General features: G+C 36.9%; 34 protein-coding genes, 1 rRNA gene and 4 pseudogenes (1 of these 39 running past the window's edge). 27 read left to right on the top strand and 12 right to left on the bottom strand.

Features of this window, described 5'->3' with window-relative positions:
- Positions 1-182: 182 nt before the first annotated feature.
- On the bottom strand, positions 183-2,090 hold the full coding sequence (locus WIW89_RS02185; protein WP_337719598.1) for a protein kinase domain-containing protein: 1,908 nt from the start codon (positions 2,088-2,090) through the stop codon (positions 183-185).
- Between the two features lie 8 nt (positions 2,091-2,098).
- Positions 2,099-3,391: a cryptochrome/photolyase family protein gene (locus WIW89_RS02180; protein WP_337719597.1), complete on the bottom strand. Its 1,293-nt coding sequence runs from the start codon at positions 3,389-3,391 to the stop codon at positions 2,099-2,101.
- Positions 3,392-3,595: 204 nt separating this feature from the next.
- On the opposite strand from WIW89_RS02180, the gene WIW89_RS02175 reads away from it, so the two are divergent.
- The 3 genes from WIW89_RS02175 to WIW89_RS02165 all read left to right on the top strand — a co-directional run bounded on the left by WIW89_RS02175 (position 3,596) and on the right by WIW89_RS02165 (position 5,255).
- On the top strand, positions 3,596-3,871 hold the full coding sequence (locus tag WIW89_RS02175; protein WP_337719596.1) for a DUF4898 domain-containing protein: 276 nt from the start codon (positions 3,596-3,598) through the stop codon (positions 3,869-3,871).
- Between the two features lie 84 nt (positions 3,872-3,955).
- Positions 3,956-4,621, top strand: coding sequence for a hypothetical protein (locus WIW89_RS02170; RefSeq protein ID WP_337719595.1), 666 nt, complete (start codon positions 3,956-3,958; stop codon positions 4,619-4,621).
- 103 nt (positions 4,622-4,724) lie between these two features.
- Entirely contained in the window at positions 4,725-5,255 is a 531-nt protein-coding gene (locus WIW89_RS02165; RefSeq protein WP_337719594.1) for a hypothetical protein, read from the top strand.
- Here the strand turns inward: WIW89_RS02165 and WIW89_RS02160 are convergent.
- Positions 5,233-5,559, bottom strand: coding sequence for a hypothetical protein (locus WIW89_RS02160; protein ID WP_337701204.1), 327 nt, complete (start codon positions 5,557-5,559; stop codon positions 5,233-5,235). The two genes, WIW89_RS02165 and WIW89_RS02160, sit on opposite strands and share 23 nt — an antisense overlap.
- 125 nt (positions 5,560-5,684) lie before the next feature.
- On the opposite strand from WIW89_RS02160, the gene WIW89_RS02155 reads away from it, so the two are divergent.
- Together WIW89_RS02155 and WIW89_RS02150 are read left to right on the top strand one after the other, a co-directional pair.
- Positions 5,685-5,990: a DUF4364 family protein gene (locus WIW89_RS02155; RefSeq protein ID WP_337701202.1), complete on the top strand. Its 306-nt coding sequence runs from the start codon at positions 5,685-5,687 to the stop codon at positions 5,988-5,990.
- 129 nt (positions 5,991-6,119) lie between these two features.
- Positions 6,120-6,515 (top strand): helix-turn-helix domain-containing protein, encoded by a 396-nt coding sequence (locus WIW89_RS02150; RefSeq protein WP_337719633.1) that lies wholly within the window; start codon positions 6,120-6,122, stop codon positions 6,513-6,515.
- 11 nt (positions 6,516-6,526) lie between these two features.
- On the opposite strand, the gene WIW89_RS02145 is transcribed toward WIW89_RS02150, so the two are convergent.
- On the bottom strand, positions 6,527-6,739 hold the full coding sequence (locus WIW89_RS02145; protein ID WP_337701197.1) for a CDGSH iron-sulfur domain-containing protein: 213 nt from the start codon (positions 6,737-6,739) through the stop codon (positions 6,527-6,529).
- A 67-nt stretch (positions 6,740-6,806) separates the two neighbouring features.
- On the opposite strand from WIW89_RS02145, the gene WIW89_RS02140 reads away from it, so the two are divergent.
- Positions 6,807-7,127, top strand: a complete 321-nt coding sequence (locus tag WIW89_RS02140; protein ID WP_337719593.1) for a winged helix-turn-helix transcriptional regulator — start codon at positions 6,807-6,809, stop codon at positions 7,125-7,127.
- On the opposite strand, the gene WIW89_RS02135 is transcribed toward WIW89_RS02140, so the two are convergent.
- Positions 7,116-7,337, bottom strand: a complete 222-nt coding sequence (locus tag WIW89_RS02135; protein WP_156005822.1) for an LSM domain-containing protein — start codon at positions 7,335-7,337, stop codon at positions 7,116-7,118. The genes WIW89_RS02140 and WIW89_RS02135 overlap by 12 nt on opposite strands.
- Before the next feature lie 165 nt (positions 7,338-7,502).
- On the opposite strand from WIW89_RS02135, the gene WIW89_RS02130 reads away from it, so the two are divergent.
- Together WIW89_RS02130 and WIW89_RS02125 are read left to right on the top strand one after the other, a co-directional pair.
- Complete coding sequence (locus WIW89_RS02130) at positions 7,503-8,594, top strand: RsmB/NOP family class I SAM-dependent RNA methyltransferase (RefSeq protein ID WP_337719592.1); 1,092 nt, start codon at positions 7,503-7,505, stop codon at positions 8,592-8,594.
- On the top strand, positions 8,591-8,851 hold the full coding sequence (locus WIW89_RS02125; RefSeq protein WP_337701191.1) for a zinc-ribbon domain-containing protein: 261 nt from the start codon (positions 8,591-8,593) through the stop codon (positions 8,849-8,851). The genes WIW89_RS02130 and WIW89_RS02125 overlap by 4 nt, the downstream gene beginning before the upstream one ends.
- Here the strand turns inward: WIW89_RS02125 and WIW89_RS02120 are convergent.
- Positions 8,834-9,454: a stage II sporulation protein M gene (locus WIW89_RS02120; RefSeq protein WP_337701189.1), complete on the bottom strand. Its 621-nt coding sequence runs from the start codon at positions 9,452-9,454 to the stop codon at positions 8,834-8,836. The genes WIW89_RS02125 and WIW89_RS02120 overlap by 18 nt on opposite strands.
- A 166-nt stretch (positions 9,455-9,620) precedes the next feature.
- On the opposite strand from WIW89_RS02120, the gene WIW89_RS02115 reads away from it, so the two are divergent.
- Positions 9,621-10,010: a hypothetical protein gene (locus WIW89_RS02115; RefSeq protein WP_337719591.1), complete on the top strand. Its 390-nt coding sequence runs from the start codon at positions 9,621-9,623 to the stop codon at positions 10,008-10,010.
- On the opposite strand, the gene WIW89_RS02110 is transcribed toward WIW89_RS02115, so the two are convergent.
- Positions 10,007-11,440 (bottom strand): elongator complex protein 3, encoded by a 1,434-nt coding sequence (locus WIW89_RS02110; RefSeq protein ID WP_337719632.1) that lies wholly within the window; start codon positions 11,438-11,440, stop codon positions 10,007-10,009. The two genes, WIW89_RS02115 and WIW89_RS02110, sit on opposite strands and share 4 nt — an antisense overlap.
- Positions 11,441-11,523: 83 nt before the next feature.
- Here WIW89_RS02110 and WIW89_RS02105 point away from each other — a divergent pair, with 83 nt between their 5' ends.
- The 14 genes from WIW89_RS02105 (at position 11,524) to WIW89_RS02040 (ending at position 20,761) form a co-directional block, all read left to right on the top strand.
- Positions 11,524-12,849, top strand: a complete 1,326-nt coding sequence (locus tag WIW89_RS02105) for an MFS transporter (RefSeq protein ID WP_337719590.1) — start codon at positions 11,524-11,526, stop codon at positions 12,847-12,849.
- A 219-nt stretch (positions 12,850-13,068) separates the two neighbouring features.
- Positions 13,069-13,605, top strand: coding sequence for a peptide-methionine (S)-S-oxide reductase MsrA (gene msrA, locus WIW89_RS02100; protein WP_337719589.1), 537 nt, complete (start codon positions 13,069-13,071; stop codon positions 13,603-13,605).
- Between the two features lie 972 nt (positions 13,606-14,577).
- A complete protein-coding gene (locus tag WIW89_RS02095) occupies positions 14,578-14,868 on the top strand; it encodes a hypothetical protein (protein WP_337719588.1) in 291 nt (96 codons plus the stop codon).
- A 212-nt stretch (positions 14,869-15,080) separates the two neighbouring features.
- Positions 15,081-15,368, top strand: a complete 288-nt coding sequence (locus tag WIW89_RS02090) for a hypothetical protein (RefSeq protein ID WP_337719587.1) — start codon at positions 15,081-15,083, stop codon at positions 15,366-15,368.
- Positions 15,369-15,511: 143 nt separating this feature from the next.
- Positions 15,512-15,853 (top strand): hypothetical protein, encoded by a 342-nt coding sequence (locus WIW89_RS02085; RefSeq protein WP_337719586.1) that lies wholly within the window; start codon positions 15,512-15,514, stop codon positions 15,851-15,853.
- Positions 15,825-17,009, top strand: a complete 1,185-nt coding sequence (locus WIW89_RS02080) for a hypothetical protein (protein WP_337719585.1) — start codon at positions 15,825-15,827, stop codon at positions 17,007-17,009. The genes WIW89_RS02085 and WIW89_RS02080 overlap by 29 nt, the downstream gene beginning before the upstream one ends.
- A 241-nt stretch (positions 17,010-17,250) precedes the next feature.
- Positions 17,251-17,655, top strand: a complete 405-nt coding sequence (locus WIW89_RS02075) for a HEPN domain-containing protein (RefSeq protein ID WP_337719584.1) — start codon at positions 17,251-17,253, stop codon at positions 17,653-17,655.
- Complete coding sequence (locus tag WIW89_RS02070) at positions 17,643-17,969, top strand: nucleotidyltransferase domain-containing protein (RefSeq protein ID WP_337719583.1); 327 nt, start codon at positions 17,643-17,645, stop codon at positions 17,967-17,969. The genes WIW89_RS02075 and WIW89_RS02070 overlap by 13 nt, the downstream gene beginning before the upstream one ends.
- 370 nt (positions 17,970-18,339) lie before the next feature.
- Complete coding sequence (locus tag WIW89_RS02065; protein ID WP_337719582.1) at positions 18,340-18,564, top strand: HEPN domain-containing protein; 225 nt, start codon at positions 18,340-18,342, stop codon at positions 18,562-18,564.
- A 172-nt stretch (positions 18,565-18,736) separates the two neighbouring features.
- A complete protein-coding gene (locus tag WIW89_RS02060) occupies positions 18,737-19,060 on the top strand; it encodes a nucleotidyltransferase domain-containing protein (protein ID WP_337701164.1) in 324 nt (107 codons plus the stop codon).
- Between the two features lie 219 nt (positions 19,061-19,279).
- Positions 19,280-19,507, top strand: a complete 228-nt coding sequence (locus WIW89_RS02055; protein WP_337701162.1) for an AbrB/MazE/SpoVT family DNA-binding domain-containing protein — start codon at positions 19,280-19,282, stop codon at positions 19,505-19,507.
- The gene (locus WIW89_RS02050) at positions 19,491-19,883 is read left to right on the top strand and encodes a PIN domain-containing protein (RefSeq protein ID WP_337719581.1); all 393 of its coding nucleotides are present in this window, start codon (positions 19,491-19,493) and stop codon (positions 19,881-19,883) included. The genes WIW89_RS02055 and WIW89_RS02050 overlap by 17 nt, the downstream gene beginning before the upstream one ends.
- A 475-nt stretch (positions 19,884-20,358) precedes the next feature.
- Positions 20,359-20,556, top strand: coding sequence for a HEPN domain-containing protein (locus WIW89_RS02045; RefSeq protein ID WP_337719580.1), 198 nt, complete (start codon positions 20,359-20,361; stop codon positions 20,554-20,556).
- Positions 20,510-20,761 (top strand): HEPN domain-containing protein, encoded by a 252-nt coding sequence (locus tag WIW89_RS02040; RefSeq protein WP_337719579.1) that lies wholly within the window; start codon positions 20,510-20,512, stop codon positions 20,759-20,761. Before WIW89_RS02045 ends, WIW89_RS02040 begins: the two co-directional genes overlap by 47 nt.
- A gap of 40 nt (positions 20,762-20,801) precedes the next feature.
- Here WIW89_RS02040 and WIW89_RS02035 read toward each other — a convergent pair.
- Positions 20,802-21,002 (bottom strand): annotated as a pseudogene (locus WIW89_RS02035) (RNA-guided endonuclease TnpB family protein); the annotation flags it as partial.
- Between the two features lie 214 nt (positions 21,003-21,216).
- Here WIW89_RS02035 and WIW89_RS02030 point away from each other — a divergent pair.
- From WIW89_RS02030 to WIW89_RS02015, 4 genes and pseudogenes are all read left to right on the top strand, one after another.
- Positions 21,217-21,672, top strand: coding sequence for a hypothetical protein (locus tag WIW89_RS02030; RefSeq protein ID WP_337719578.1), 456 nt, complete (start codon positions 21,217-21,219; stop codon positions 21,670-21,672).
- On the top strand, positions 21,669-22,124 hold the full coding sequence (locus WIW89_RS02025; protein ID WP_337719577.1) for a hypothetical protein: 456 nt from the start codon (positions 21,669-21,671) through the stop codon (positions 22,122-22,124). Before WIW89_RS02030 ends, WIW89_RS02025 begins: the two co-directional genes overlap by 4 nt.
- Entirely contained in the window at positions 22,097-22,522 is a 426-nt protein-coding gene (locus WIW89_RS02020) for a hypothetical protein (RefSeq protein WP_337719576.1), read from the top strand. The genes WIW89_RS02025 and WIW89_RS02020 overlap by 28 nt, the downstream gene beginning before the upstream one ends.
- Before the next feature lie 239 nt (positions 22,523-22,761).
- A pseudogene (locus WIW89_RS02015) lies at positions 22,762-22,854 on the top strand (IS1 family transposase); the annotation flags it as partial.
- A 35-nt stretch (positions 22,855-22,889) separates the two neighbouring features.
- Here the strand turns inward: WIW89_RS02015 and WIW89_RS02010 are convergent.
- The 4 genes and pseudogenes from WIW89_RS02010 to WIW89_RS01995 form a co-directional block, all read right to left on the bottom strand.
- Positions 22,890-23,071: pseudogene (locus WIW89_RS02010) on the bottom strand (RNA-guided endonuclease TnpB family protein); the annotation flags it as partial.
- 169 nt (positions 23,072-23,240) lie between these two features.
- Entirely contained in the window at positions 23,241-24,722 is a 1,482-nt protein-coding gene (locus WIW89_RS02005) for a hypothetical protein (RefSeq protein ID WP_337719575.1), read from the bottom strand.
- Positions 24,723-25,018: 296 nt separating this feature from the next.
- Positions 25,019-25,381 (bottom strand): annotated as a pseudogene (locus tag WIW89_RS02000) (restriction endonuclease); the annotation flags it as partial.
- 198 nt (positions 25,382-25,579) lie between these two features.
- Positions 25,580-25,999 (bottom strand): 23S ribosomal RNA (locus WIW89_RS01995) (it continues 2,609 nt past the right edge of the window).

Raw genomic sequence — 25,999 nt, 5'->3', positions numbered from 1 at the left:
CTACTCTTAATTTCTTTATATTTACATAAAACGACATTGAGTATAATTCACGCCCCATTATACTTATTTCCTCTTAGGATCTATTTATACCTTATTTAGTAAATTATGTTTCTTGCTTAATTATATTTACGTTGATAAAACTTATTTTCACCTAAAATTAAAATATGTTAAAACCGCGTAAATCATAGATTTTTAATTAGATTAAACAAACTCTTTACATTATATTTTATAGAGGTTTCTATAAAGTTTCTTAAATTAGACGGTACATTAGATGGAAGGTCTATATTCCAAGATCTTAGAACAATCTTGGCTTCGTCGATACGTTTCAATGCACTACCTACATCATTTCCGTTATAAAGGTCTATTGCCTCATCTAAGTATCTACTAACGGGGGACTCCCTGCCCGTAAGCATATAATATGTGGTCATTCCTAGACTGAAAATATCAAATTCTACCTTAGCGCCTAAGCCTAATATAGCATACTCTAACTGCTCAGGAGAACAGTATGCAGGTGTAGCTTGAAAGAACTTTTCTCCTATTCTCACAGCAGAACCTAAATCACCTAGTTTAATTAAGACTTTTCCAGAACTCAACACTTTTGCTATATCATCTAAAGTTCCGCCAACTTTTTCTGACAAGAATATGTTCTGAGGTTTCACATCTAAGTGAACGTATCCGTTAGAGTGTATATAGTCTAATGCTATTGCTGTATGCTTTACGATAAACCTAACGATCTCGTACCACTCTTTGGAGCTAGAAAAATAAATTTGAAAAAGGTCTTTAGCAGTCCCTCCGTCCATAAACTCCATAACAATAGCAGGAGGGTATTTCAAATAAGTCTCAGTATCGCCCCTTAGAACCGAGCCTATTTGGTTAACATCTGCAAAGATCCCTGAGATCTTAACGAGGTAGGGACTGTTATTACTTAACTTAACTAGGTTGTTGGACTCTTTGAACAAGTCCGTAAACTCCCTAATCGCTACGGTTTGAGACCTCGAAAAATTCGGCTTAAGTATTTTTACGGCATAATACTTTCCGTCCTTTTCAGCCTTTACGACGTAACTACTACCGCCTTCGCTAACCGTGTCTACTACACTATAACCGTAAAGCATGGAGCCTACCCACGCCTTAGGATCCCAATTTTTAATGTCTAATGACCTCTTATCTATTTTCGGTTCGAACTCTAAACCTACAACAGAGCCTCTGATAGCTGTACCGGTTTTTTGTTTAGGCTCAAAAACCACGTCACCGTAGGCTATACGGTCCACTTCCCATTTAATAAATGTATGGTCAAAGACCGGGACCGTAATCCTCTCCCTTCCGGTATACTTATGGCCGTTTACTAAGATAAAGAAGTTTAACTCCTTAGGTAAGTTTACCGGAACAAAGACGACCACACATTCTTCATATTTATTCAAAGTACTCGCATCTGTAACTTTTTTGAATACGATTTCGACAGAGTCTCCAGCCCTTACAAAACCCTTGTAATTTAACGGAATATAATACTCGTTACCGTCTTTTACGGGGCATGTGACCCAAGAGCCTCCCTCACTGATTATGTTTATCTCCGAATCGGATGTAGGAATTACACTACCGTTGAGATCTACAAACCAAGATAGACCTTTAGGCAAGCCATTAGCTTTAAACGTTACAACTGTGAAGTCCTTACCTCTATATGCCCTCAAATTCATAACGGTTACATAAGTCAATGGTAAAGAAGTCACAAGACCTATAATGTAAAACGGAACCGTATAGGGAGGAATAACAGCGTATAAAGTTGATATTGCTATTAGGATAATCTCAATTATCCCAGCTATAAGAGAACCGGAATAATACTCATAAAAAGCGTAAACTACTACCAAAATAGAGAACACAAGTAAAGGACTGGGGAAACTGACAAAGCTTGAAATTGCTGATGCCAAGAACGTGTATTTCGAGAATTTTCTTTTGTAGGCAGATCTAAGACTGAGTACTACTGCTATTATTCCGGGGACCACGTAAATATCCTTGAATATCAAGCCATAAGACACTAGGATTGGTAACGAAATAAGACTAGAAATAAAAAGTTTCACATTCCCAGGTTTTTCCATAAATTGTACTATTGTTCAAATCTAAAAACTCTTTTTACAAACTCTACTCTTTCTCTCCAGTCAACAATAGGTTTAGGATAAGCTGGTATATTATACTCATATACCTTATGTATAACCGAAGGGGGGTAATCCCTTAATTCCTCTATCCACTCTTTTATAAACTTTGCTTCGGGATCAAACTTTTCTTGTTGTTTCCATGGGTCAAAAACCCTGAAAATATAATCCGTTCCGGTAGACGCTACCCATTGCCAATTCCCGTTGTTAATCGCTGGGTCATAATCGATGAGTTTAGTTGCGAAATACTTCTCCCCCCACCGCCAATCCACAAATAATACCTTCGTCAAGAAGAATGCAACTATCATTCTAAGTCTACCGTTGATAAAGCCAGAATTATTTAAAGCCCTCATAGCAGCATCGACTATTGGATAACCGGTTCTACCTTGTTTCCAAGCTTCAAAATACTCTTCATTATTCTCCCAATTTATCGAATCAAATTCCCTTCTGTAACAGTGTCCGAAAATATAAGGGTTATAATAAGCTAAGAGCGTGTAAAAATCCCTCCAATATAGCTCCCTTATAAACGCAGGATCATCCCTCTTCTTGTAATAAGTTTCCCTAATAGACAAAGTTCCGAACTTCAAATGGGGGGACAACATAGTGTAGTTCTTCTCCGCAGGATAATCCCTCCTTTTAAAATCCACCTTTCTCTCAAGTAACTTTAACCCTTCAGATCTACCTCCTTTAAGTAGTGGAGACTCAACTTTTATGAAAGATTTCAAAAAGTCCACATCCATGCTGTCTTCCATAACGGTAAAATTTACTCCATCCCTAACATCTCTAGGCTCTCTAACCTTATACTGTAATGCCTTTTTATAAAATGCTGAAAAACTCCTAGTTGGCTTTAATTCTTTAGGAGATAATAACACATCGGTAAATGAGAGAAACTTTATCCCTTTAGACAAAGCGTTTTCTCTCATTTTTTCGTCTCTTTGTATAGCAAAAGGTGTGTAATCCTCATTCACGTAGATTGCGTTTACGTCTAACTTCTTTATAACCTCTTCAGCATTACCAAAGAACACGTTTAATTTTGCATCCCATTTAGTCCTCAACTCTGTGTCAAGCTCTATCAAGGAGTTTATCATAAAAGATGACGCAAACTCCGATTTGTAATTGTTGTGTAACATTTGCCTAGGATCAACTATGAACAAAGGAATTATCTCATCGCAATCATAAGAAGCTTCAACCAACCCTGTATTATCATATATTCTTAAATCACGCCTGAATACGAACGCACATTTCACGTTACTCCTATCTCGTTCTCAATTTAAATGAGTTTGTCCTAAAACATCATATATCAGTCCGGTGGTCCTATAATCACCGCTCAGTATCCCAGCGTCTAACTAATTTTACTTATAGACAAGTTAAAATTTAGCTACCGCTTTTTATAAAAGATTTATGGAAAATACTTATATTGTGTAAACCGCTTATGTAATAAGACTACAGAGATGGAGATACTAGAAGTCATAAAGAATGACATGATTAGGGAACTCATTTCGAAATTTAATGTCACTCATGAACTATCTGTGACTATTTCACTGGTAATTGATTGGGGGAAATTCATAAACTTCATTATTCCAAAAGACGTAAAGAACGTAATTATAATTGTTCCGGAAGATTTTGATTGTAACATAAGGAGTCAAATTAAGAGTGTTAGGAGAGAACTTTCTGTAATAGTAATGAAATTGCCGGAAATTAAAGGTAAATTATACGTGCTATATTAATTTTACTATAATAAGTTAAATATTGTTAGTGTAGAATATTATCGTAAAAATTAAATACTAATATCCTAGTTAATATTATTGTAGATGCAGATTAGTAAGTGCCTAATAAAGAGAGACATTCAAGACCTAGAAATCTTTACAGTATTAAATCTAGACGATAAAGGTAGGAATAATAAATTAAAATCTCTCATAGAAAATGGACGAACCATAAACGGAGATTTACTAAGATTAAGCGATTATATAAGGATTGAAGAGGAGTTACTCTCAGAAGTAGTTAATTTAATTAAGAAGAAATATAACATCATAGGGCTTAAGTCTTCAATATCTCTTGTGTTCTTACTCTTCGGTATTGGTCTTGAAAAAAGAGATAAGTATATGAAAGAGGTAGGTGAAGAGTGGGAAAAAGTGAAAAACACAATAGGGCTATTCCCTTATGAGAAATATTTTGATTATGAATATAATGCTTACGAGTATAATATCAATACCCTTAAAAAATTAGAAGGGAACTCTGAGATATTAGAGCTACCTAAGAACGACTTCGTCCACTTACAGACATGGATAACTGCGATATTACTATCAGAATTTAAAGAAAGAGGAATAAAATTCAAGACTGTAAAGGAAGGAACAGAACTAACGGGAATAAAAGTAGAAAGCAGATATAAAGACGTTGAAGATGTATTAGAACGTCTTGAAAAGACTTACGGGAAAATAATAAAGCTTTATACAGGATGGTTTATATTCAACGAATGATACTGAAAAGAACTTTTCCTTTTCCTTATTATTTGAACCTACAAGAAATTTACAGTGTCAAGTGGTAAAATGGGTTTAAAAAGATATATTCAAAATAAGCCATATGGAATGCGAAAAAGAAGCGTTAACAGTACTTGACATTCTCTTTAATAGTAACTTGATCAAAGGGAAGGTTGTATTTGAGGATGATATAAGACATTTAATAAAACACGAGAAATTTATTTGTAAAGAGGAAGAAATAGTAAAAACCTTAAAAATATATCTTAGACCTTTAGGAATAATTATCATAAAAGGTAGCTTTGATAATTATAGAAAAATATTGAAAAACTTTGATGACGGAAGCAAGTTAATTGAGGGAGTATACGGAGTCGAATACGACTTGATAGATGAAAATGAATTGCTATATTTACGCATTATACTTTATAACGATTCAGTAATATTACTGAGAGAAAAAGAAGAGAAAAAGTACAAGATTGCTAAAGTAACTGCAATAAGAGCAATAAAAGACATTTCTGAAAGGACTAGGACAAAAGAAGATTTCACTAACATATTCGTAAATTTCTTAGAAAATAATAATGACGATAAAACTATAGAGTGGCTTAAAGACTTCCTTATTCATAAATCCTCTTCCTAAGATAGATCTTTTCGTAAAGATTTACGACCTTATCTATTAACTCCTCGCTTATATCTACGTCTTTAACTACCGGCAATCTAATCACTACTTTCGTCTTATAAAAGAATAAATAACCTACGAAACCGTCAACTTTATTATCAAGAGACCTGAACAACCAAACCTTAAATCTGTAAACCTTTCTTCTTACATCCTCAGCCACCTTGACTATATAGAAGTCATTAACAACAGAGTTATTATCTAGGAAATACTCTTCTAGTAATAACTCTACAAATTTGTTATCTATTAGCCTGAGATCTGATAGCATATAATGCACGATGTTTAATAAAGCGTTAGAGTTAATCAAAAGTAATTAATTACTATTAATACAGTGATATAATTTTGATAGATGTTAGTTTACTTTATATTATTGATCTTTCTATCACAAAACTAATGACTAAGAAAAGGAGCACAGCTGAGATAATATATAGTATCCTAAACGCGTGCAGAGAGAGGACTAACAAGACAAAAATTATGTACGCTTCGGCATTGAATTTTGCAGAGCTAAAAAAATATCTTGAAATACTTGTGAGAAACGGATATTTGAAGGAAGAGCAAGAGGGCAAAAGCTCGTATTACAGTGTAACAGAGGAAGGAAATAAACTTCTACAAATTCTTGAAAAATATGTAAATGTTATTCATGAAAAAGAAGAGCTAGAGACCAAACTACAAGACGTTCTATCAAAGTTTAAAGAATAAAGCCTATAAATTAATTTACGAAAAACTTGTAACGCTCCCTTAAACTATGTTAAAATGTACACAAATGTATATTTTTAAATATATAGTGTTTTTTAGTTTCTGAATGCAAAATAATCATTTGTGGAACAAATGGCAAGTAAGATAAAATTCCCCGATGGAAGAGAAGTAGACATTCATGAAGTAATTTCGTTCATGTACGGACTCGGAATAGGAGAAGTAGAAGTATTGCACATATTGTTAAGCAGAGGACAAGAGTATTCGGCAGACGAACTAGCGGAAGTACTAAAAGTAAGCAAAGCCTCGGTTAACAAGGCACTTAACACCTTGCTAAGTAAAGGACTAATCGAGAGAGAGAAGATAATAACTGATGGTAAGAAGGGAAGACCAGTTTATATGTATAGGGCTAACAAAGAATTAGTAAGCAAAAAACTCAGTGAAGATGTATATAAACTCATACTGAACACTAGAGATACTTTAAAGAAAACTTTAGTTGAGAAAAAGAAAGTTATTTTAGAAACTGCTTAAACATTTTTACCTTACGTCTGCGGGTAAGAGGTGGAGATTTTTACTCTATTCTCGTTGTCATATACGTATATTTCATTAGGATTCTCGTCTTGCGTCCTTTTATGAGAACCGTCACAGAAAGGCTTATTCTTAGACAAACCGCACGCACATATGTAAAAAACCTCTCCATTACTAGCCTTTACTTGATAAGGAAAGTTTTTGTCATGCCTTACTAACCTAGCCATTGCAAGTTATAATAGATAAGGAAAAATATTTATACAGTGAGTGATATACAAATAACTGACTTTCGAAATGAAAGTAAGTGAAAAAAGTAAATTATGTCCCGTAATAGAGTCAATTAAAATTTTCGGAAACGAGAGAAAAATGATAGTAATTTATTACCTATTCGACGGAGGTAAGGGATTTAACGAACTGGAAAAACTAACTGGACTAAATTCAAAGACACTTTCAACTACCCTAAAGGAATTAGAAGAATCGGGTTTAATAAAGAGAACCATAGTCAGTGATAGACCCTTTCGGGTTAAGTACGAACTAACTGAAAAAGGTAGAGAATTGAGGAGCATTTATGAGGAACTTAGAAGATGGGGAAGCAAATATGCCTTAAATGGGTGACACTAGAATAACGTTATCTCCCCTTATTATTATAGTTCCGACCTTTCTAGTACTTCCATCACTCATAACCTCTTCGGAGTTTTCTAACACCAAATTCATATGCATATCGTAACTTTTCAATGTGCCCCTCACTACTTTATCACCTTTTAATTTCACAAGAACTGTTGAACCCAAAGATTCGGCTAGCACCTTATGAGCAGTTTCCGCCAATATAACACCCAAGTTAATCACCATCGATTAGGTATTTAACTTTATCTTCACAAAGCCAAACGTCTACAATTATTAAACATAGAAAAAGGCCTACACTCGTTAGCTCAATAATAAAGCTCGGCAAAAATAATAAGAGGACCGGGAAAGAATTGTAACCATCATAAAATGGAAGAAAAACTTTACGCTAAGGCTATAAGCCTTATACTTAAGAATAAGATTTCTCCCGAAAGGGCTTTTGATATAGCTTATAAATCGCTCGGTGTAAGGGGAGAGAGAACAAGTTTATACAGAAAATTTCTGGAAGTTCTTAAAAAATATTACTACTTTTCCTACTTATTTCCTGGGAGAGACGTCTATGAAATAGTGAGAATATTACTCAATGACGATAAAAACATAACCTTTAAACTGCCTGAATGGGCGGAACTAAGATTGAAACTTGTAACCGGTGTAACGTCGAGTAACGAACTACTCGTTAAAGACACTTGGATTAGAATAAACACACTTAAAACAGATATCAAAAGCACAATAGAAGAACTTAAAAGAAAAGGCGTAACTGTCGAAAAAGATACCTTTGATTTCCTATATAAAATTATCAAAACGTACAAGAGGATCTCAGATCTCAAAGAGTTTAAAGAAGGGAAAATCGTCATACAAGATAAAGCCAGCGTTTACCCAGTGATAGTACTAGACCCTAAGCCCGGTGAGAGAATCCTTGAAGTAGGTAGTGCCCCCGGGATGAAGACTTCGCTTATCCAGCAACTAACTAACAACAAGTCCTATGTAATTGCCGTTGACATTTCACAGAAGAGGATCAACACACAAAAACAACTAATGAGAAGACTAGGAGTAGAGAACGTTGAGTTAATTATTGCTGACGGCGCTAATTTACCGGTGAAAAAAGCTGATAAAATCTTGATCGACGCACCATGTACTAACAGCGGAACCATTGCCTCCGACCCTTCAGTATTTCTGAGGCTAAATAAGAGCGATATGTTAAGGCTCTCAAGATTACAAGCAATAATCTTAGAGGAGGCTAGAAGGTTGAGAAAACCCACTGTGTTCTCCACTTGTTCTTTATTCCCTGAAGAAGGCGAAAGACATGCAGAGAGATACGAAAAATATCTAGTTCCGCTAAAATTAGATGAAAGTAACTACGGTTACAAAAAGAGTAGAGTGTGGATGAGGGTAGTTAGATTTTATCCTAACGTACACCATACGGAAGGATTTTTTATATCGAAGTTCGACTTTAGCTTATGAAACAATGTCCGAGATGTGGGCATATTAACAAGGATATAGCAAACTATTGCGCGAGGTGTGGGTATCCGTTATACATTCAGCCCACTTTTCCGAGTCTTTACCAACCGACTTATTACTTCTCTCAGCCTCTACCAACATACTACTATCCTCAAAGCCTTCCTACTTCAAGGGCACAAAAACCGGCTTTCCCGACTTACGCTTTAATTTTGGGGATAGCTGCAGTCCTTACGGCTGTTTTATTAGCTACAATCCGCTAGCTTTTGAAAGTACTTGTAGAAAGTTATAAGAAAATAAAATGCAGGCAAAGCCGGGATCCAAAACAAGTAGGGTAATAGACCGTAAGGCTTGTCTACTATTTCCCCAGCTTCAAAGCTCGCAGCTACGAAAAGTTCTACCGCTACCATTAAGTACATGTAGAATAACCTAACCAGAGCCTTTCTTAAACCTTTATCAGCCGCGTCAAATAGAAAATAGACACCACTAGCTGAGGCTACTGCATATGCCGGCAATTCTAACCAAGAGTGCGGTAAAGTTAGGAGATAAAGAGATATAGTTAACCCTGGAGTACCTATAATAGAACCGCTAATCGCAACAACCAATCCCGTCTCAATTATACTAAATACCATCATCGCGACTCCCATTAACGGTATAAAATCCAGTGTAGCTACTGCTAAGTTATGGATAAAGATGGTAAAGAGAACGATAAAATAGGGCTTATAAACCAACCCGTTATAAATTACAGTAAGTCCTCCAAACTCAGAGGCAAGGGCAGGGTTATAAAATGAAGAAAACAAGAGGAAGAGTCCTACCTCGCCGACAAAGGTTATGATGAAAAGGAATAGTGGACGTACTATTTTCATAGTTTGACTAATTCGTTACCGTCTAAAAAACTTTTTTCGTAAAGGTTAAAATTATTATTATTACTTGTTACAATTATTATATTCTTAGCTTTAGTAATTTATATTATTATTATAGTAATTAAGTTCTTATGAATAAACTTTTTAGTGAGAGAGACTGTATAATCGTATGGGAATCTTTAAAAAAGAAAAGGTATATACTACACAAAAAGACGTGGGACAAATTATAAATCAGTTCGTAACATATCTGCAACAAAAAGGCTTTAAAACACAGTATAGGGAGGAAAACGGTAAGGCAATAGTCCAGGCTCAAAAGGGAGGAATTCTTAGGGATTTAATAGCTGCAGATAGAGCTTTAACATTTACCTTCGAGAAGATAGGAAATCAATTAAAAGTGACAGCAGGCATAGGAAAATGGATACAAAACTTAGCTGTTACAGCTGTAGAGACTATAATACTCTCACCCTTATTCCTTGCCATAGACGTTCCAGAAATGTTATGGACAGAACATGTAGAATCTGAAATTATGAAAGGACTTGAACAAATTGTATCATCCTAAACCAACTCTTTTTCCATGTAAGGATAAGAGTTATGATACCCCTTCTTCCTATAATACTCTCTAGCACCTATACCAGAAAGGACTAAGATCCTTTTTGCGTCAAATTCTTCGGAAGAGACTCTTTCAGCCTCAGCTAAGAGCTTTGAACCGTACCCCTTGTGTTGAAAACTTAGGTCATCCCACAAACCCACCGGAGTCTCAAGACCGTAGATATGGAGTTCTCTCACTATAGTAACCTTTTCGACATCGGAGGGCTTCCTCAACCTTAAATATCCGACTAGCGTACCGTCATCATATTCAAAGGAGAGGAAGACCTCCGTCCCCCTGCTCGCTTCGTAAACATATTTCTTTAACTTAGGCTCTCCTTGAGGTAATTTACCCGTGTGTAACCATTTAATCCCCACTTCCCTGAACCTTATCTCATTTATCTTAATACCTTTCTCCAACGACCTCTCCTCCACTAACTCCCTCAAATTACCCTTCTTATTACCGTCTAAGATTATCGGAGCAGGGATGTCCCTCTGTACTCTCATTACCCTAACCCACGGGGGAATATATCGATACATTTCGGAAATCAGTTCCACTAGCGTATCAGTGTCGTAAGGCTTGTAGAGCCCCCTCTTCCACAGCTCAGCTAAAGGTGCTGTCTCGACCACTAAAGTAGGGTAAATCTTCAGCATATCTGGCATGAAGTCCGGATCTGAAAAAAGCCTCTTGAACCCCTCAAGATCCTTATCGGGGTCAGAACCAGGTAGACCTAGCATCACATGATAGACTATCTTGAAACCTTTATCCTTTAGAATCCTTGTAGACTCTATTGAGTCTTTTACAGTGTGACCCCTATTACTCTTCATCAAAAGTTCATCATAGACAGTTTGAACTCCCAGTTCCACTTTAGTAACTCCCAACCTTAGCATCTGCTTAGCCTCTCTCTCCTTTCCCCAATCCGGTTTCGTCTCAACGGTCATCCCGACACATCTGACCGTAGCAGTCTCATTCCTTACCTGAGCATCTTCCAAATACACAAACCCAGGCTTTGTGGGGTTCGGATATCTGTTCATTCCCTCTAACGCTTGGGTCACAAACCACTCTTGGTAATCTAAAGGAGTAGCTAAAAAAGTCCCTCCCATTATTATAAGTTCTACTTTACTCGGGGTATGACCGTTTAACTCATACTGCCTTAAACGTGATTGAACTTGGTAAAACGGGTCATAGTTGTTCTCAATAGCTCTCATCAAAGTCGGTTCCTTACCGTAGTAGCTTTGAGGCGTGTTATACTCAACGCCCCCGGGACAGAAAATACACTTACCGTGAGGGCATCTGTGCGGAGCTGTCATAATCGATACGATAGTAACGCCAGATAACATCCTGACGGGCTTCCTCAATAACATTACGATATTTGATCTCGCGTGAGTATTTAAAATAGTCAGATATTCTCTCCTACTATATAACGAAATATGTCTAAAAGTAAATAATCAAAATTTTTAACTGTAAGTATATACTAAATCTACTCATGAAGCTGACTTGGAGATCAGTACTCATCTCCGGAATGGGGGTATTTTCAGACGGTTATAACTTATACTCATTATCATTAATGATCTACACAATCTCTGCATTTATACCAATGAATAAGTTATCAGAGGGCTTACTGGTCGCGGGATCTTATCTCGGTGCGGCGTTCTCCGCGTTATTGTTCGGTTTAATTTCCGATTTAGAAGGAAGAAAGAGAATGTACGGAATAGACGTCACTCTAATGGCAATAGGAGCCGCACTACAAGCCTTCTTACAAAATTATAATGAACTCTTCTTATCGAGGCTATTACTCGGTATGGGGGTCGGTGCAGACTACGTACTATCACCGATAATTGTTGCTGAAAACGCCGATAAGGATAAGAGAGGAAAGGCAATGGTAATAACTTTCGCCGTAATGTGGGGTCTGGGAGCAGTACTGGCAGCGTTCGTAGACCAAGTCACCTTACCATTACCATCCTCAATAGCATGGAGGATAGTATTAGGCTTCGGAGCAATCCCTGCACTTTCCGTCATATTCGCCAGAAGAAAGCTGAGCGAAACTTTACTTTTCCTTTCAAGAGTGAAACCGATAGAGAAGGAAATCAAGAACTTAGAGAAAGAAGGGGTGAGCCTACGTGTTAACGTTGATACTGAGAGCTTCAAACAGAGGTTTGCGTCCTCTCTTTTCCTAATAATAGTATCTGCAATATTGTGGTTACTTTACGACGTTTACTCCTCCACCTTTGCAATTTACGGTCCTATAACCATTGCCTATAACTTGGGAATAACACCTATAATGTTCACTTACATCGCCCAGTTCTTTGCGGGAATTCCGGGTCAATTACTCTGCATACTCTTGATAGACAAGATAGGGAGAAAACCGCTTATAATTATAGGCTACACCGGAGTTTCAACATGGTTAATCCTTTATTCACTACTGCTTTTAGACCCCTCTATTTTCGGCTTGCCTAAGGCTAACCAACTCACCGGAGAAGGAGCGGTTTTAGGTCTGACTTTCTACATGCTAAACTATCTATTCTCCGCAATGGGGCCTGCGTCAATAATAGGCTCAGGTATGGTCACTCCAGAGCTGGTCCACACTAAAGTTAGGGGGACTTCACAAGCTATTAGTGTAGCTGTCGATAGGACAGCTTCGGCCACTGTAATTTCGCTCTTCCCTTCACTAGTTTCGATTATAGGATTAGGTGGAATGGTAGGAATTTACGGTTTAGTAGCGTTGTTATCAGCACTGATAACACTATTTCTAGTACCAGAAACGAAGGGACAAGAACTGGATAAAATCGGAAATTTGGTTTCCAGGGCTTAGAATCCTAGAGATAATGACTAAACCTCTCACCCTTAACTATATAACTGAATAGCATAATTCTTGCTTCAGATCGTTATTCCTAGCTAATACCAAATCGGGAAAATAAGAAAGCATGTTCTCCTGCTAATATCTTCATTCTCGAAATAGTCAAAAAACCCTTTTCCAAGCGTAAAATTTTTCCTAACAATAGTTTAATACTGTAAACATTGACCAGAATTTATGGAAAAAGCTACACTGGGCGGAGGGTGTTTTTGGTGCACAGAAGCGGTTTTTTCAAGGGTAAAAGGAGTAATAGACGTTAAGCCTGGGTACGCCGGAGGTTGGATGCATAATCCCACTTACGATGACGTTTGTACAGGCTTAACAGGACATGCGGAAGTAGTCCAAATAACTTTCGACCCCTCTGTCATAAGCTATAGAGAACTCTTAGAGATCTTTTTTGAGATCCATGACCCTACAACTCCTAACAGACAGGGGAATGATGTAGGTCCTCAGTACCGATCTATTATACTTTACCACAACGAGGAGCAACGTAAGATAGCAGAAGAAGTTATTGAAGAAGTAGAGAAAAAACTCGGTAAAAAAGTAGTAACAGAATTAAAGCCGTTTGACGACTTTTATGAGGCTGAAGAATACCATCATAAATACTTCGAAAAACACCCTAATCAACCATACTGTAGGTTAGTTATAAGCCCAAAAGTGAAGAAGTTTATGACTCACTTTCCAGATAAAGTATCGCTAACCGCAAAGCCCTAAATTAAAAGAGTAACCAATTAGACGTTTTTTTAATTTAAGTAACAAGCTAAATTTCATTGGCGATAATTTTTAATCTCAGATAATAGAAACAGTGAATTTAAGTGTAAACATTCTGAAAAATGAATTTAATTTTGTGGTATAATTATAAATGTTACATATGTTTATCTTTTATGTATATATGCGGGATTTGAAGTTAGTTGGATAGAATTATTATGAAAAACATAGTTTTAGTCCCTTAACCCCGGTTTGTCCTGCTAACCTAGTCTTGCTTACCTTGCTTGCCCTCCTTACCTACTAACTAACCTCCCTTACCTCCCTAACCTAACTTACCTCCTCCCTAATTCATTAAAGTCTTCTAGTATAAGGGCTTCGCCCCTTAACCCCTTTCTTTGTAAAGTAAAAGAAAATAATGAAACAAAGGAACTGTTATAATATTCATATTGTGATAATAAAAGGGTGAAGATAAAAAACAAAAAAGTTTTTAAAAATGTTTTAACAGAAGTAGAAATCGGGGATGAGGGGATGATGAACACGACACGAGTTGACCTATGATAGGACGCCGTGGGTCTGACCTGACCCCCTCATCCCTAATTCATTACTTATCTTTTCAACTATTAAGCTTTTCTTCTCATCCAATTTTGAAAAATTGAGCAAAGAATGAGGTTGGATCCTAACGTTAAATCTACAACGTGAGAATAATTGTATAAACTCCCCAGTTTACTGAGAAAAAAATCAATCTGTATGTATAACTACTACTAAGAGATCTAAGAATGAAAAACAGAAGAGTGAAAGTTTAAGGCCCAAGGTTCTTTTGATGTGTAAAAAACCCTTCTTTCTCTTCATATTTTTCTAAAAATAAAAGTAAAAATTCAATTAGCTATAATTTAGCGTAAAATTAGCCGTTGACAACAGTTTCAGATAAACCGTGAATTTTACGCCATTTGATATTATTTAACATTCCTAGCTCTTCTCATGAGAGTTTATAAATTTTGTAGTTACGTACTATCATGTAAAAGAGAGCCCTACAGTGAACTCGATGAGCAATGTGAGGGGGAGGATGGGTTTGATGAGGCTCCCCATATCCTTGAAGGGAGTGGTTTAACTCCCGTAGACGGCATGGGGAGGGAAATAAGGGGAATGAGGACGAGAGGTTGGATACAAATTCATGAAGCCTCAATGAAAGTCCGACCCATAATAACACATATATGTAAGTTAGGTGAGTGGGATGATAGAAAAATACAAGATAAGAAAATTTTTCGATAACTATCATTCCATCTAGTTGGTGTAATTTTAGATGTGTGTACTTCTACGAGAATGACCATAATAAAATTAAAAATATAATAACTACATCAGGGATGACAAAAAGGATAAAATTATTTTTAGAAAATAATATTAAAACTGGCTTTTTCAGAAAAGTTCATATCAGATGATATGGAGGAGAGCCGTTACTAGATTTTAAAACTATTATAGATATTGTGGATTTCACTAATTCGATAGCGAAAATGTATAAAATAGATACAGTTGGTAGGATTATAACTAATGGTTACCTCTTATTAGATACAGTGAAATTCAAGGTCTTGTTAGAAAAAGGTGTAAAGATATTTCAGGTGACAATAGACGGTTATAAAGATGCTCATGATAAGCTTAGACCATTATTAAATGGTAAGCCTACGTTCGATAAAATATTTAAGAATCTTATTCAAACAAGAAATGTAACTGATAATTTCTTTATGTTTATTAAGATCAAACGTAATGCCAGATAATTTAGACTCAATTAAGAAATTCTTAGACTTAGCGTCGAATTACTTTAGCACAGATAAAAGATATTACTTCACTTTTTCCCCGTGACTAGATCTGGTGGAGACAACGATAAAAATCTAAAAGTCATAGAACCTAAAAAAAAGATATGGAAATAATTCAAGAATTATATATGTATGCTACGCAACTAGGCTTGAACATTCCAGATAAAGACACGTTACTTCAAATTGATAGTGTTCCAGCGATGGATGATTTATGTCAGGCGCTGTATCCGTTTTCTACAATTATAAGAAATGATGGTAAATTATTCAAATGTCCTCTAACTGTAATAATAGATAATGAATCAGTAGGCTACATGGAAGGAGATGGAAGCATAGTACTTGATGAAAGTAAAATCAACAGATGGGCTAAATATATCCTTTCACCGTTGAGTAGAGGCTGTCCTAAATTACACGAGTTAGGTGAAGTTGTTGGAGTCGAAGCCGAGTAAAATACTATCTAATACTAACGTCAGGCTTTACCTTTTACAGCACTTTCTACAGCCTGTAATAATCATCTCGGCAGTATTTCCAGCTTACCTTTTCTTACAGACTAAAAACCCGTTACTGGTAGGAGCTTTACTTAGCATTTCTTACGTTCTGGGGCATTTGAGCGGTATAGCAGGTTTCCTAACAGATTATATAGTAAACACTAGGAGGTATGATCTAATACTTTCACTGTTAAGCGGAACTTCTTTTTTACTATTTTATTTCCTTTACCGTTTTGAACTAGGTTTTATTTTCCTAGCTTATACTGTGATTGTCACTATACACTCTTTTAAGGGGACAAACCACGTAAAGGTATTAAGGAATTTGGTAAATTCTGCCTCAGAGTACAGAGTGGTGTGGATTACTGTAAACATTGTGAGAACCGCTTCGGCGATCGTATTCTTGTACCTAACCTTTTTCATAATCGGACTAAGATCACTACTTTTAGTCCTCGGCTTATTCATGTTGTTAATACATACTCCTTTAATTTTCAAGATTAAATACCCTAAAGGCACTGGTAGTGCTAAACTCCCCTTCTCCCTTTCAATTTCAGCGTTTAAAAAGGATCGGGCGGTGACGTTCTTCCCTATAGATACACTTTTCGCAAACTTTATAGGCGGTCTATTACCGACCTTTCTAGTGTTTTTTGCACAGTCCTATTTCGTCCTCAACTACATGATCTACTACTCGATGACAATAGCGTACAGTAGTGTTTCACTTCTAATTTTTACTAAAATTAAGGTAGAAAAATACAGAAATAATCTATATTATATCTTTATATTTTTCAGGGGTCTTATCCCCGCGATACTTTTGGTTTCTCTAGCTTTTGTCCAGCCTCAGTTTTCTTTAATCCTTATAGTTTTTTATTGGCTTTCCTTGACCCTTTACAGCTCATTTGCAAGTCCTATTTTCCAGATGAAGTTACCTAAAGAAATTATTGCGTCTTATAACGGCATACTCGCAACCCTAGGCAGTATTTTCGGTGCTTTGGGGAATATTTTGTTGTCTTACCTGGAGCTATTGGTAGGACAAAAGGACGTTGTAATGGTCGTCTCAGAACTCTTACTCGGTTATATTGTCCTCGCCTTGTGGGTGTTTAAGAATGTGCTTAAGCAATAAAACGTATAACCTCTCAGGCAATTTACTTCATGTTAGCTTTCTACTTCGAGTATGTCCATACCGTACCCACTAAGCATCGCTCACTAAACTTAGAAAACGTTCTAGTATCGTTCGTAGCATTTTATGATAGTCCGGAAACCACTTCTGTATTTCGTAGGATATAGTGCCTAAATTGGGATGGATCTAAAAAGTGCATGAGGACGAATGTAAAAGTTAATAATTTATAATGTGATGGTTTCATGTGCACGAGCTTCATATATCACTTTGTAAAAGGTCGTTAGAATACATTCAGGCTTCTGAGGACGCTTTCAACAAGGGTCTTTATAACGCTTCAGGTCTCATGTCACAGATATCCGCTGAGTTGGCAATTAAAGCGACTATTGCGTTTTTAGGTTATTCATTTCCTGAAACCCATGAGATAAGGAAACTCTTATCGACTCTTTCTTCGCTAGCTTTAAAGGACAAAATAGCTACTTTCGTTAGACAGAAGAGGAGCGAGTTGATTTTATTGGAAGACGCAAGACAAAGGGGACAATACTTCTCTTACGGTTTAGAAAAAGAGGACGCAGAAATTTGCTTAAATACGGCTAAAAAAATAATTGAGCTTGTAAAGGAGGTATGGGGAGACAAGTGGTGTTCGGGCTAGAGAGGATAAAGTACTTGGAAGAGAATTGGAGGAAGATAGCTTCACTAACTTTGAATACGGCACGTAAGTTCGCCGAAGTAAAGGAAGCTATAGTGTACGGATCTGTGATAAAAGGTAAGGCAATGGGGAGTAGTGACCTCGACATAGCGTTAGTCGTTAAGGGGTTAGACATCACTCGCGTAAGAGACTTGCTGGTTAAAATCCACTTATCTCTGCCTGAAGAGATTTCAGAGATTTTAGACTTAAACCTGATTGACGAGAAAGATGAGGAGGAGTTCCTTAAGTTCGCTGGTATATATGAGGTAATTAGGTAAGTAAAAAGTAATTATCTTTCTTCATCTTCTGGTAAGCTACACAGAATCTATTTATTTCCAATCTAGATCAGTCTCAACACTTACGCCATTGTTTCGCTTTCTTCTCTTTATCACACGGATGCAATTTTAAGAGTTCTTATCGGGGACTCCCTCAGCGAAATCACTGAGGCACAAATTACGCAATTAAATAATTCGAATACCGAGACAGACTAACAGTATTTTAGACACACTAATCATAAGATTAACGGCTTTATTCGCCGCTTTATGATCCCTTAGAAAGTGCAAAGGATAAAAGAAAAAAAAAGGAAGGTAAGTTACACAGCAATAAGGCGATCTAGATATTATAAGTTAACTTTGCTACATTTAATTAATGTTCTCAATAAATAACGCAAAATTACTCTGTGAAAGAGCGTTAAAATACTTGAGGATTGCAAAAGAGGCGTTTAATGAAGGATTGTACGACGTTTCCGCTACTAACTGCCAGATATCAGCCGAACTGCTTATAAAATCCACTTATCTTCTCTTAGGTTACTTGTTCCCACAAACACACAATATAAGGAAATTACTCTCAGTACTAGCACAACTGACCAGATAATAAAGAAATTGAAAAGTTAGTAAAAGAAAAGAGGAAAGACTCAATCTTGGTTAAGCAGGGCTGAAGGACAATATTCATTAGTTGATATTGACTCAGAATTTGCGTCCGACTGCTTAGATACGGTCGAAAATTATATTCTTCCACTCATAAAAGATATTTGGGGAGAAAAGTGGTGCTACAAGGGCTAGAGTACATAAAGTACTTAGAAAACAATTGGAGAACAATAGCACAGAGGGTTAAGGAGGTTGCAATAACGTTGGGAAAGGTTGATAAAGTAATAGTCTTCTGCTCGGTCGTCAAAGGTGGAGTCACGGGCAGCAGTGATTTAGATATTGCAGTAATCTACGACGAGAAGTTAAGCAGCAAGGAGAAAATAAGGAGGACTTTAGAAATACTCGATAAAGATGATGAAGAAGTAGAATTAGACATACACATACTTAGTAAGGAAGAAGAAGGATATTTTCTTAAATGGATCGAAGAGTACGTAGAAGTGTAATCATTACACAGTGAAACTATTTCGCAATTATTTTAGTTAGAAGCTACTGTGACTTGTTAATTATACGCACCAAGATCTGACACCTCTTCAATCTGGTTTCCAGAGAGCTCATCCGTTTACCCCCAACTTTGTAAATATCTAATCACCCGCATACATAAAAGTCCGGTGTAGAGTATGTTACTAGAAATTTTTATATATAACTAGATCAAGTAGTAAGTTGTGGAAAGGGTAAAGGTTACCAGAAACTATCAAGTTACAATCCCCGCCTCCATAAGAAACAGGCTAGGCATACATGAGGGAGATATTTTAGAATTTTACATAGAAGAGGATAGGATAATAATAAAGAAAGTCTTAACTGTAAGACCGAGAATCAAATTGGGGAGGAAGTTAACTATCGAGGAGATTGAAAGGGACATAGAAAGGGGTTTAAATGAAAGCAGTCATTGACACAAACATATTAATCTATGACCTAGTAGAAGATTCGGAGTTTCATAAAGAAGCCGAAGAATTATTAGACAGCCTTGAGGAATGGTTAATCCCCTCCTTAGTTATCCATGAGTTTACTTGGTTTCTGAGAGCTAACAACATCGACAACGTAGAGTACGTAAAAAGTTACGTGGCTAATGAAAGGGCTAAAATCCTGTGCGACAATGATAACATTATAAGTAGAGCTTTAGAAATATTAACCAAAGAAAGGTTAAGCTTATCCAGATATAACGACGTCGTAATTTTAGCCCACGCTATAGAAAATAAATTACCTTTAGCTACTAAGGACAAAGCCCTGAAGAGCCTCGCCAAAAGACACGGAGTAGAGGTGGTTTAACAGATTGACAAATTAAAAATGCCCTAAATTCTAGTGGTAGGAGATTCGTTCTATAAGGGATAAGTTAAGCTTTAACGTAGAGTTTAACTAGGTGTCTTCCTAGCGTCACTGTCTTGATCCACGCTCTGGAAGTACATAATAACTGACCTTGGATTTTTCCAAATAAATACTGTACTGGTTCAACTACATCATCCGAATGATATTAAAAAAGGATGAGTTAACGAAAGTGTTCACGCGGGAAAGTAGGGTTAAAGTGGAGTACTCTTTAACTCAATAAAAGTTAGTCTTCTAGCTAATCGTCAATTATTCTTCCTTCTCTATTAATAACTCAAACGATCTCTTCATAGAACTATTCTAATCCCTTACATCATCCAATTAGAAACTTCAGTTTATATTACAATACTTGAATTTTAGAAATTAGTCAACTGACATTTTTGCAAAAATCATTATTCATTATAATACTCTACAAGTAATTATGGTCTCAAGTGAGGCTAATGAGCTTATAACTAAGGCTAAGAGATACCTCGAGCTAGCAAAAATATCCTTGGAAAAGGGTTATTATTGTGAAGTCTGTTTTCTCTCGAGTTTAGCTTCGGTTCTTTACTTGAAAGGGGTTAAGTATAGCTTTGACAGGAAGTTTTCCTACCGTTCACGACTTGAGGATCATACTTAATCATATAAAGACTGTCACGAATGATGAGAGGATTGATCGTTTTGTCAGGGAGAATAGGAGTAAGTTAAAGTCTTTAAGTGACGAGTATCTGGTGTCAAGGTATAATATGAGTATAAGTTACGGGAGAGATGACGCAGAGGAATGCATTAACGTTGCTATTGAGGTGATCAATTTTGCAGAGGGACTTCTTCGTAAGGTTAGCTGAGGAAATTAGGCCCGGCTTTCGGAAAGGTGGGGTTTGGGCTTCATTGAATTTTCATAAATTTGTATTCAATTCTCAGCCCTTGGGCTTCACCAGAGTCACGGGGCATTGTCCCGTTCATACCCCTCCGCCCCTTTAGCGGGATAATCCCGACCCACCTACTCCCAGTGGAAGTAAAAAAGATGTGGGGGAACCCGCACATCTTGAGGTATATGTTTAGAGATGCGTTCAATTGCTTATCCAGAAAACGCATTATTAAACAACTCGGTTAAGGAGATTGAGAGAATAGCCCTTGAAGAAGCAGAAAAATAAGCCCGAGTAGCATTTATTGGAAAATCCTTGTAGTCTGAGGGAAGCTTGAAAAACTTTTTAAAAACATCCCTAGAACTATCTCGTTTAAATTAGGAAATAGCTTTTTATTATTATGGTAAATAGTAAATTGTTGACAGCTGATTATGATGAGCACTTTACTAAATAATATAAGTTTTAGGAACTCAGTTAGAGGTTATGTGAAAGTCAGTGATGGTAGTATGATTATTTTGCGTGCAGCAATTGTAGACGTTATACCTTTGCAAATATCTTCGCCTTTTGGTGTGGAATTTAATGTTAATTTTATCGTTGGAATATCTGTGCATCCTTCTGAAGGGGCCCTAAATGAGGTCAAGGATAAACCTATCCTAGAGCCAGGTAAACAAGTTAATGAAGGCTGGATAGAATTGGAAATAGACGATAAAGTCTCAGCTTATGAAGAAGTAATTTATAAAGATGCGAAAATTGGTGAATATTTAATTAGACTTGAGATAGAACCAATAATGGCGTCTAAAAATACTCAATTTAAGATGCGACAAGAACCTCTATATACGTTAAGATGGACCCCAAAGATAAGCTGGCACAAAATAGGTGAGAAAACATGACGGAGAATTTCACTATATACTCTAACTTGGAGCCAACACAAATCAGTATTTCCTCTAAGTATATTCCAGTAACCACTACTGCTGAGACCTATAGTAATTCTATCCGTAGTATTTTTAATATGATTGATAAGAAAGAAGCTCTTGAAATATTGAAAACTTATATTGATGAGGATTGCGTGAACAGTATCAGTAATTTTATAGATCTTAGGAGTTTAGCATCAATAGTCTTATGGCTGAGTAATACATTTCAAATTAATATTTCTAGCATTAGTATTACAGAAGACGTAGAATCCTCGCAACCATTATTCATAGAAATTCGCATAAACAATTGTGATTGGGAAAAATGGAAGTACCTAGCAAAGTATACTAAAGATACTCTAAATAGAGAAGGTCTAGGTGACATTGCAGGTAAAGTGGTATTAGTATGCAACCAAGCAATGCAAATAAGTTAAACCCCCATAAACTGTTAAATTATTTTGAGAGTCTTTTGAGCAATAGTTTAGATGAGGTATTTATAAGGAGAATAATTAACGCAGTGTATTTCTCTTTATTTAACTATTGGTCTATAAAAAATATTTGTAAAGGGAATAAGGGTAAGGGTAACAACAATGATAGTTTTCCTCACACTCAATTTATTCAAGACTTAGCCAGTAGCGGACTCGATCCGCAAATATACCTCTTATATGTTTATCGTGTAGCAGTAGACCATTATACTTTAAACCCGACCGAAGTAACATTGACTAGCCATCCCTATAAAGGTCGCACTCAGAATGTTAAAATAGATGTAAACATACTAAGAAAAATTTTAGAATCAGCAAAAGATGTACTTAGCTTTCTTGATAATTATTAGTTACAAAAGTTTCTATAATCTTTTCATGACGAAAGCTAATGAGAAGGGAATAAATTATATATATTTAAAAACTTTAGTATAGTTATTTTGAACGCTTCTAAACGTTGTTTTTATTTAATTATATTATTATGAGATTATCCAAAAATTTTCCTTTAATAATATTTCAAATGATAACTCCGCTTATGAGTAAGTGACGTTTCCCTCTACTAGCCCCAATGAATGACTATGTATGATCCCTTAAGAGGGCTACTAAGGCTGTTAACAGGAGTTTAGAGATGATTAAATATTCCATAGCCTTAGTCTTTTGGGAGAGAAGGTTAGTTCCAGGTTAATTGTTTAGGTCAAGTATGAGTTAGAGGTTTGGGCTTCATAGGATTTCATAATATTTAATATCAATCCTCAGCCCTTGGCTTCACCAGAGTCACTTCCGTTATCCCTCCGCCCCTTTAGCGGGATAACCCCAACCCACATCCGCGGAATATCACGGATGCGGAGAAACCCGCATATCCTGAGGTTTATGTTCAGAGATGCGTTTAGTTGCCTATCCAGAAATGTTGAATATAATTATAAATGCTATTAGAGAGAGAACTCACTTTATTACTTAAAGAGTTATCTCATAAATAATTTCTTGTCTTACATCCGAATGATATTCAAAAAGGAAGGAGTTTACAAAGTTTGTTCACGCGGTAAAAGAAGGGTTGAAAGGTCATATATTTCCTTATTCTATTATTTGGTATCCTCTTATCCTGTGCTCTAACACGCAATTCAGCGAGGCATAGTATAACTCGTCCTCATTCAACGATTCCTCTCCGAGCTCACTAATCGAATCAGCGACACACTCATCAACGTAACTCAACAACTCGTACTGACGAGAGGAGTTCAAATAATTTCTAATCCTCTCCACAACATTCTTAGCCACCTCAGCGTACTTTTTAGCCTCATCATAAGTCTTCTGCCAATCCTCATACCACTCAACCAAACTAATAATTGCAACAGCAATACCAGCTGAAAGACCTAATGCAGTGATAATCTCACTCTCAGCTCTATTAGCACTAGATGTGTAACTCTTACTTAGAGATAACAAATCACCGACACCGAGCAAGTTCGCATACTCCTCTATCGATTGATCAGTGTACTCACCGTTAACAGTACTTGGACCAGGCACAAAAAACAGAGGAGCTAAGGGGAAATTATTGTTACTAAGCTTCTCAAACAAATTCTCGTTTATTGAGTACACGAAACCCACAAGTCCTACACTCTTACATCCACTAGGACAAGAATAAGCAGAGAACATCGGAGCACCAACAAGCATCTCCTTATAAGAAGAATCAGTTGCCAAGTCATTACATAGTTCCTGAGAACCAATTAAGATAAATTCGCACAAGTCTTTATCCAGGCTTGCAGGGAATACTGTGAAAAGTATCCTAGCTATATCATAAATATTTGGAGGAACTGCGGTAATACTAGGCGGTATAGGAGTAAGTATAGCAAAGTAAGGATAAGGTGGAGTTAGCGAAACACTTCTCATTATCGTTAATAAAGGGTCAGCAGTTAACTTTCCACCAGATTTATACACAAATAAACCTGGTATTTTTGTATAAAGACTACTGAGTGTTGTAAATGCTGGTGTGTAGTTGGTTATTATTGCTCCTCTTCCTTGGCTTTCTATCCAGTTTAGTAGTGGTCCTACTATTATTGCTTGGCAATCTTCGGGTGGTTTTGGGTTAACCCATTGTGTGGAGAGTCTTGTTGTTTTAACTTGTAGGACTATGATGTTTGAGTTTGCTTCTCTAATCTTTTGCCATATTGGTGAGTCCTCTTTTCCTTGGGGGTTTAGTGTGAATTCTGTTGATCCTTGGTATGCGTGGAATGATCTACCTCCAGCCCAGTAGTTTGACTTACCGCCAACGTAATAGTAGTTTCCCTCTTTTGTGCGTATGATTACACCGTGCCTGATAATTTGGAAGATGTTGGTTGCGTTTGATAGGATTCTGTTTGTTGCCGCTAATGCTGGATAGATCTCGTATTGTTGTACTCCTTCTTGTAGCAGGTTCTTCAGTCCTACTGCTGTACAAGTAGTTGTTTCCCTCACTATGGCATATCCTATGGTTATCGTTATTGGTAGTCCTAGTCTACTTAATAATGCTGATAACCTATCGAGGATTCCTTCATCTACTGGTGTAGGAGGATATTGAGACATACCCTTTCCACTACTTACTACTTGATCTAGATATATATGAAAATTTCTAGTCCATATTAATGATGGCTGATATAGACATATATGAAACTGCAAACCTTTTTAAATATGATACACGTTGTAGAAAGGGATGGGAACTAGATTGGTGATAAGTCACATCATTAGCCCGAGGATAGAGTACATGACATATATTACGGCATTTTTATAGTCCTTAATGCATAGATGTTTAACACCGCTGTGTAATTGCTAAAAACATCATTATTCTAGGTATATTTCAGTCGAGGACATAAAATTCTTTCCTAGTACGGGATCAAATAATTAGGCTCTAATAAAATATCCGTGACAAGCCTTCTTAAAAACGAGGAAAATGATAACTCAATATTCTTAGATTTCGCTCTACTTATTGCTTCAGGTGAAAAACTTGATGTAGTTATTATTAGCCCCCTATCACACCTATATACATCAATCCCGTCAATCGCTTCCCTTATATCATTAATTCCAACCCTTGTTGTCTTACTATATCTCTTTATCTGCATACAGTACCTATAGTGAGAATAAACTTCATCCTTAATAGCTATAGCGTCACAACCTTTATCATTAGGACCACCAGTTTTCATTATTTTTGAAAAGCCTAACTTGGGTAAAACATTAGTAATGATGAAATCTTCAAATTTACTTGTCTAACCTATACAAAAGCCGAATAATCTCCCCCGCCATAAATTGTAATACGCATTATAGTTTGATACCTTTTCTATCTCCTCTATTAAGTATAATCTTTAACGTGTACTGTGAAAAATAGTGAAATGGAAATGTAAAGGGCTCTCGGCTGGTACCAGACGACTTTCGCATAACCGCCTAGGGAAACTAAGGGCTGGGCTGATTGGGAGTGGCGGGCTGAACCCCTCGGCGAAAGCCTTGGGGCTTACACCCCCACCCCATCAACCCCCTCTTCTAGGGGAAGCCCTGGCGGTAACCCGCCTGACCGCCTCTTTTAGGGGAGGGGTTCCCGCTTAGATGCTTTCAGCGGTTACCCCTCAGGGCGCGGCTGCCCGGCAGTGCCCTACCGGACAACCGGTAAACTGGAGGCCCCGGAACCCTGTTCCTCTCGTACTAGGGGTTCCTTTCCCGCAGGCGGTCCGCACCCCCTACCCTTAGAGTCCGACCTGTCTCGCGACGGTCTAAACCCAGCTCACGCTCCCCTTTAACGGGCGGGCAGCCCTACCCTTGGGGGCAGCTGCACCCCCAGGGTGGGAAGAGCCGACATCGATGTAGCAAACCGC

Origin of the sequence: Stygiolobus sp. CP850M (genome assembly GCF_037389425.1) — an archaeon.
Classification (GTDB): Archaea; Thermoproteota; Thermoprotei_A; order Sulfolobales; family Sulfolobaceae; genus Stygiolobus.
This window is presented reverse-complemented; position numbering and strand designations above follow the sequence as displayed.